Genomic DNA, 6,602 nt, shown 5'->3' on the forward strand with positions numbered 1-6,602 from the left:
TATTGAGGATTTAGTCAGGAAGCCTTATATTTGTCCACACAAACTTATTTTTTATGGAAAACTTCAGTGATTTAATCAGAAACAGACGAAGCATGCGCAAGTTCACGGGCGAAGAACTGAGTCAGGACGAAGTACTCACTTTGCTGAAAGCCGCTCTGATGTCTCCTACCTCCAAACGCTCCAACTGCTGGCAGTTTATTGTCGTCGACGACAAAGAGACGCTGGAAAAACTGTCTTACTGCAAGGAATCAGGAGCCGCCTTCGTGAAGGATGCCGCCTTGGCCATCGTAGTCACTGCCAATCCGCTCGCCAGCGATGTATGGATTGAAGATGCTTCCATCGCCTCCATCATGATTCAGCTGCAAGCGGAAGACTTGGGACTGGGAAGCTGCTGGGTACAGATCAGGGAACGCTTCACGGCCAACGGATTGTCTGCCAACGAATACATTCACGAACTGCTGGACATCCCCTTGCAGCTACAAGTGCTTTCCCTCATCGCCGTGGGACACAAAGGCATGGAGCGCAAGCCTTTCGACGAATCGCACCTGCAATGGGAAAAAGTGCACATCAATAAATACGGAGGAAAATAATGGCAACGGCAACTGGCAAACACAAAGATACCTATCGGGCTACTGCTATTTTTCTCGTTCTGATGGGACTGCTCTATCTGATTGACAGATGGGTGGGATTTGGACACCTCGGACTGCCGTGGGTAATGCAGAAAGATACCATGCTGCTCTATGCTGCGGTGATTTTCCTGTGGTTCAAGAGTGACAAGTCGGTAGGCCTCATCCTACTGGGCATCTGGCTGATACAAAATATCGGACTGGTAATTTCCTTACTGGGACAAATGTCGACCTTCCTGCTGCCTGCCGTATTGCTGGTCATTGGAGTTTTATTGTATTTCTTATCTTCACGCGGATGATGAACACCTTACCTAAATCAATTGTATGTATTGGGGCCGGCAACGTAGCCACCCATCTCTCAAAAGCTCTGCAACAACAAGGGTTCCAGCTGCTACAGGTGTACAGCCGGACGGAAGAATCGGCCCGTACATTAGCCCAAGCATTGGGGTGCGAATGGACCACTCAACTGGCACAGGTCAACGAACAAGCGGATTTATACATTGTCTCGGTCAAGGATGCTGTACTCGAAACAGTCATCGACCAGCTGGCTCACTGCAATCCCGAAGCCCTCTATCTGCATACAGCCGGAAGTATGCCCATGGAAGTATGGAAAGGGAAACGGAAAAACTACGGTGTAGCATATCCCATGCAGACTTTCAGTAAACATCGGGATATCTGCTTTGCAGACGTGCCGTTCTTCCTTGAAGCAAACACGGACGAAAACCTGTCACTACTCCGGGAAATTATCGAGAACTTGAGTCCCAAGGTGTACGAAGCCAGTTCCGCGCAACGGAAATACCTGCACATTGCAGCTGTATTTGCCTGCAACTTCAGCAACCACATGTATGCCATCTGCGAACACCTGCTCACTGCACATCAGCTGCCCTTTGAGTCCATGCTACCGCTGATTGACGAAACAGCACGGAAAGTGCACGAACTATCGCCCCTTGAAGCCCAGACAGGCCCTGCCCGAAGGTATGACGAGAATGTCATCCAACGCCACCTGGATATGCTGCAGGAGGAAGAACCGCAACTGGCTGAGATTTACCGGTTGTTGAGCCAGCATATCCACCAATACGAAACAGAAAAACAGAAATAATATCTTTATAATATGATAAACTACGATTTGACGAAAATAAAAGCTCTGTTCTTCGACGTGGACGGAGTGTTGAGTGCGGAAACCATTTTCCTGCACCCTGACGGAGAACCGATGCGTTCTGTCGACATCAAAGACGGATATGCCCTCCAACTGGCCGTGAAATGCGGACTGCATGTAGCCATCATCACCGGAGGAAAAACAGAAGCCGTACGCAAGCGCTACGAGGGACTGGGCATCAAGGATGTGTGCTTAGGAGCAGCCATTAAAACCAAGGAATACCAGGAACTGCTGACAAAATACGACCTGAAACCGGAAGAAGTGCTTTATATGGGAGACGACATCCCCGACTATGAAGTAATGCAGCTGGTAGGACTACCCTGCTGCCCGGCAGATGCGGCTCCGGAAATCAAAGCCATCAGCAAGTATATTTCACACTGTAAAGGCGGCTACGGTTGTGGCCGTGACGTGATTGAACAAGTACTGAAAGCACAAGGAAAATGGATGGCTGGACAGGCTGCTTTCGGCTGGTAACTAAACTATCGAAATACTTAAAGAAACATGAGACCACTGGAAAATCTTCAAAATTACAAGATTGTACTGGCTTCCAATTCTCCGCGTCGTCGGGAATTGTTGAGCGGGCTGAATCTGGGCTACACGGTAAGAGTGTTGCCGGGAATCGATGAAAGTTATCCGGACGACTTGGAAGGAGCAGACATTCCCATGTACATCTCACGCAAAAAAGCAGATGCCTACCGCAATTTCATGGGAGAAGATGAACTGATTATCACGGCAGATACGATTGTGTGCATCCACGGAAAAGTATTGGGCAAACCCAAGTCACTGGAAGAAGCCAAAGCCATGCTGAGGGAACTTTCCGGCAACACCCATCAGGTGATTACCGGAGTCTGCCTGACCACCAAAGAAGTGCAGCGCACGTTCTCGGCCATGACACAGGTAACCTTCGATGTGCTGACCGAAGAAGAAATAGAATTTTATGTCAAAACCTACCAGCCACTGGACAAAGCCGGTGCCTACGGCGTGCAGGAATGGATTGGCTTTGTGGGAGTATCAAAACTGGAAGGATCTTACTTCAACGTCATGGGGCTCCCGGTACAACGCCTGTACCAAGAACTCAAAAAACTTTAACGGAAAAATCTGGAAAGGGCTGAATAAGTGGTTCGGCCCTTTATTTTTGCCTGCCAAATCAGGCTAAAAGTATATCGTTCGGGAATCCTTTTCAATACGGTATGCTCCAAATTCTGCCGACGATCGGCCGCGAACTGCGGACGGAGCCGATGAAATTCCCGCCGGGCCTCACGTACCGCCTTCACATTGGCCCAGTCGCCTTTCAGCAACCAGACAAGGGCGGCACAATAATCCAAAAGCGTACGTACGCGCATCACCGGAGCCAACTCTTCTTCCGGCAGATTCTTGTACAGCATCAGCAGGTTGTTACGGAAATTCAAAAAAGTTTTCCGGGGATTTTCTTTCTTCAAAGTAGCCCCTCCCACATGGTACACCTTGCTCGACGGAATGCAGACCAACTGATATCCCCGGCTGCGCAAACGCCAGCACAGGTCAATTTCCTCCATGTGGGCAAAGAAGCGGGCATCCAATCCCCCGACTTTCCGATAGACCTCCAGGCGAATCAGCAGGGCTGCCCCCGTAGCCCAGAATACCGGTACAATCTCCTCGTATTGCCCTTTATCCTCTTCCACCGTCTCCAGCACTCGCCCGCGACAGAACGGATAACCGTAACGGTCCATGAAACCGCCACTGGCACCGGCATATTCAAACAAGTTCCGATGACGGTAAGACAAAATCTTGGGCTGGCAGGCAGCCACCTCGGGATGAGTATCCATATACGCCACCATGTCTTGCAGCCATCCTCCCGTCACTTCCACGTCGCTATTGAGCAACACCACATATTCGGCCTCCACTTGCGCCAAAGCCCGGTTATAGCCTTCCGCAAATCCGTAGTTCCGGTCCAGCCGTATCAGCCGGACAGAAGGAAATTCCTTTTCTACCACCGCACACGATTGATCGGTAGAAGCATTGTCGGCTACATACACCACAGTTCCCTCTTCGTTGGAACCAGAAATCACCGACGGCAGGAACTGACGAAGCATGGCCTCGCCGTTCCAATTCAAGATGACGACTGCTGTCTTTATCATAAAATTGTTCCTTTAAGCGACGTTTCGTCTTCGTTGAAACCTCCCAGACGCACTTTGACCAAATGATTGTCCAATTTGTCGTCGTGGGCCAGTTCCACCCGGATATAGTTTTTGGTAAAACCGTGCATGGGGGCACCAGCCTTGGATTTCTCCATCAACACCTCTGCTTCCTGTCCGATATGACGGGCATAGAATGCCTTGGTCTTCTCGTCCGAAAGTTCCAGTAGACGCTGGCTTCTGACATGTTTCTCTGTGGCCGGCACTACATAATCAATCTTCAATGCCTGCGTACCCGGACGTTCGGAATAGCTGAATACGTGCAGCTGCGTTACATCCAAGTCTTTGATAAACTCGTATGCACGTTCAAAATATTCAGGCGTTTCTCCTCTTGTTCCTACAATCACATCCACGCCAATAAACGCATCGGGCATCAAAGACTTGATTTTGGCTACTTTTGATGCAAACAAAGCCGTATCATAACGACGGCGCATTAATTTCAGCACTTCATCGCAACCGGACTGCAAGGGAATATGGAAATGCGGCATGAAGCGACGGGAACGGGCTACATACTCAATGATTTCATCGGTCAGCAAATTAGGCTCAATGGAAGAGATGCGGTAACGCTCAATACCTTCCACTTCATCCAATGCCTTGACCAAATCAAAAAAGGTTTCTCCGGTCGTTTTTCCGAAATCACCAATATTCACTCCGGTCAATACAATTTCTTTTCCGCCTTCCGCAGCCGCCTGACGGGCCTGCGCCACCAAATCTTCAATTTTTCCATTCCGGCTCCGCCCACGGGCAAAAGGAATCGTACAATAAGAACAGAAATAATCGCAGCCATCCTGCACCTTCAAGAAATAACGGGTACGGTCACCGCGTGAACAAGAAGGCGAGAACGTACGGATATCTTTTGTGGCCGTCACTACCGCCTCTCCATGAGCATGCTTTTCCAGATTGCCCAGGTAGTTCATAAGCTCTCCTTTCTGCTCAGCACCCAGCACCAGGTCTACTCCTTCGATCTCTGCTACCTGACCCGGTTTCAACTGAGCATAACATCCGGTTACCACAATAAACGCTCCGGGATGTTGACGGGAAAGACGATGAATGGCCTGACGACATTTCTTGTCGGCCATTTCCGTCACCGAACAGGTATTAATCACACAAATGTCCGCTTTCTCCCCTTTGCGGGCAGTACGGACTCCTGCTTCTTTCAGGGTTTTCCCGATAGAAGAGGTCTCTGCAAAGTTCAACTTACAGCCCAGCGTATAATAAACAGCTACTTTATCTTGAAAAATAGTTGTATCAATCATATCTCTTTATCATTTTAGAAGTCTGCAAAGTTACACATAATTCATGACTCTTGAAACGAGTTGACGGCGATTGCCTCCCCTAACCAAGAGATTTTGGAGTCTTTTCAGTTCCCCTTAGAAAAATTATCAAAATTGGAAATAAAAAATTATGTTTTGCAACACATTACAAATCAGGCAAATAAGTTTTAAAACATATTTTTTTGAAAAAAAATCGCTCAAAAGAGAACAACGTATTAGAAAAGTCTATATCTTTGCAGTGTTTTAAGAAAACAACATAAGTATTACAGATTTAAAAAGCAAAGAAAAATGAAAAAATTAGTATTTTTGTTCGTAGCATTTGCTGCAGTTTCTTTCGCTTCTTGCGGAAACAAAGCAGCTAACAGTGAAGCAGCAGCTGATTCAGATTCAGTAGCAGTAGTTGAAGAAGCAGCTCCGGTTGTTGATTCAGCAGCAGTAGCTTGTGATTCAGTAGCTAGCGATTCAGCAGTAGTAGCTGAATAATCTCGAACATTAGAAGAGAGAATTGAAAGTCTGTAAGCTCAGCCTACAGACTTTTTTTATGCCCTTTTGTTACCATCCCACAATTAATTCCACATTTTCCTACCAAGAACATTTTTCTAATTTATTAAAAATGTACTATCTGATGCCAGGAACCATCCCAGTCATCACCACTTTTAGTTACACCTTCTACTTCTTAACCTATAAATAACTGAAACTCGTATCTCATCCCGGCCGGCCAAAGCCTCAAACAAACTTCCAAACCCTTCTCTACTTCTCATTCGACTTGACTTTTCACTTCCACCCGTCTTCCTCTCCATCTTCTTTCACCTTCTATCCACGAACCTATCTACCGTGCATAATCATTCCTGGCATATCTCACCCCAACACAATAAAAAACCCCGAACAGACATACGTCCATTCGGGGGATTTATCAAGTATTTACAGATACAAAATTAAGCTTCTTCTGCAACTACTTCGAAAGGAATTTCTACAGAAACTTCCTTATGAAGTTTAACAACAGCTTTGTAGTGTCCAACTTCTTTTACATTGTCTTTTACCACAATCAACTTGCGGTCGATGTTATGACCCAACTTAGCCAATTCGTCAGCAATCTGGATGCTACCTACTGAACCGTAGATAGAACCTGTTGCACTAACTTTAGTAGCGATAGTCAAAGAAACACCCTTCAATGTTTCTGCTACAGCTTCTGCATCTTTCTTAATCTTCTCCAATTTATGAGCACGCTGCTTCAATTCTTCAGCCAACATTTTCTTTGCAGCCGGAGAAGCAATCACTGCTTTACCAGTCGGAATAAGATAGTTACGACCATAACCAGACTTAACGGTTACAATATCATTCTTGTAGCCCAAGTTAACTACGTCTTCTTTCA

General features: G+C 46.9%; 9 protein-coding genes. 6 read left to right on the forward strand and 3 right to left on the reverse strand.

The window, feature by feature from the left end; all coding sequences use genetic code 11:
• Positions 1–53: 53 nt before the first annotated feature.
• Genes RDP42_RS06145 through RDP42_RS06165 form a run of 5 tightly spaced genes read left to right on the forward strand, consistent with a single transcriptional unit; the run spans position 54 to position 2,871 of the window.
• The gene (locus tag RDP42_RS06145) at positions 54–590 is read left to right on the forward strand and encodes a nitroreductase family protein (RefSeq protein WP_308762971.1); all 537 of its coding nucleotides are present in this window, start codon (positions 54–56) and stop codon (positions 588–590) included.
• Positions 590–925, forward strand: a complete 336-nt coding sequence (locus RDP42_RS06150; protein WP_308762972.1) for a hypothetical protein — start codon at positions 590–592, stop codon at positions 923–925. Before RDP42_RS06145 ends, RDP42_RS06150 begins: the two co-directional genes overlap by 1 nt.
• Entirely contained in the window at positions 922–1,725 is an 804-nt protein-coding gene (locus RDP42_RS06155) for a Rossmann-like and DUF2520 domain-containing protein (protein ID WP_374046928.1), read from the forward strand. Before RDP42_RS06150 ends, RDP42_RS06155 begins: the two co-directional genes overlap by 4 nt.
• A gap of 12 nt (positions 1,726–1,737) precedes the next feature.
• Positions 1,738–2,256 carry an HAD family hydrolase gene (locus RDP42_RS06160; protein ID WP_204474785.1) on the forward strand — a complete coding sequence of 173 codons (519 nt, stop codon included), beginning with the start codon at positions 1,738–1,740 and terminating at the stop codon, positions 2,254–2,256.
• Positions 2,257–2,283: 27 nt separating this feature from the next.
• Positions 2,284–2,871 (forward strand): Maf-like protein, encoded by a 588-nt coding sequence (locus RDP42_RS06165; RefSeq protein WP_303911670.1) that lies wholly within the window; start codon positions 2,284–2,286, stop codon positions 2,869–2,871.
• Here RDP42_RS06165 and RDP42_RS06170 read toward each other — a convergent pair.
• Both RDP42_RS06170 and mtaB read right to left on the reverse strand, forming a co-directional pair.
• Positions 2,868–3,899 (reverse strand): glycosyltransferase family 2 protein, encoded by a 1,032-nt coding sequence (locus RDP42_RS06170; protein ID WP_308762973.1) that lies wholly within the window; start codon positions 3,897–3,899, stop codon positions 2,868–2,870. The genes RDP42_RS06165 and RDP42_RS06170 overlap by 4 nt on opposite strands.
• Positions 3,896–5,212 carry a tRNA (N(6)-L-threonylcarbamoyladenosine(37)-C(2))-methylthiotransferase MtaB gene (gene mtaB / locus RDP42_RS06175; RefSeq protein ID WP_308762974.1) on the reverse strand — a complete coding sequence of 439 codons (1,317 nt, stop codon included), beginning with the start codon at positions 5,210–5,212 and terminating at the stop codon, positions 3,896–3,898. Before mtaB ends, RDP42_RS06170 begins: the two co-directional genes overlap by 4 nt.
• 306 nt (positions 5,213–5,518) lie before the next feature.
• Between mtaB and RDP42_RS06180 the strand changes: the two genes are divergently transcribed.
• The gene (locus RDP42_RS06180; protein ID WP_303911675.1) at positions 5,519–5,713 is read left to right on the forward strand and encodes a hypothetical protein; all 195 of its coding nucleotides are present in this window, start codon (positions 5,519–5,521) and stop codon (positions 5,711–5,713) included.
• A 452-nt stretch (positions 5,714–6,165) separates the two neighbouring features.
• Here RDP42_RS06180 and rplI read toward each other — a convergent pair.
• Positions 6,166–6,602: 50S ribosomal protein L9 (gene rplI / locus RDP42_RS06185; RefSeq protein WP_308762975.1), on the reverse strand; the 437-nt coding region annotated here is incomplete at its 5' end.

The sequence above is a fragment of the uncultured Bacteroides sp. genome (assembly GCF_902472605.1).
GTDB lineage: Bacteria > Bacteroidota > Bacteroidia > Bacteroidales > Bacteroidaceae > Phocaeicola.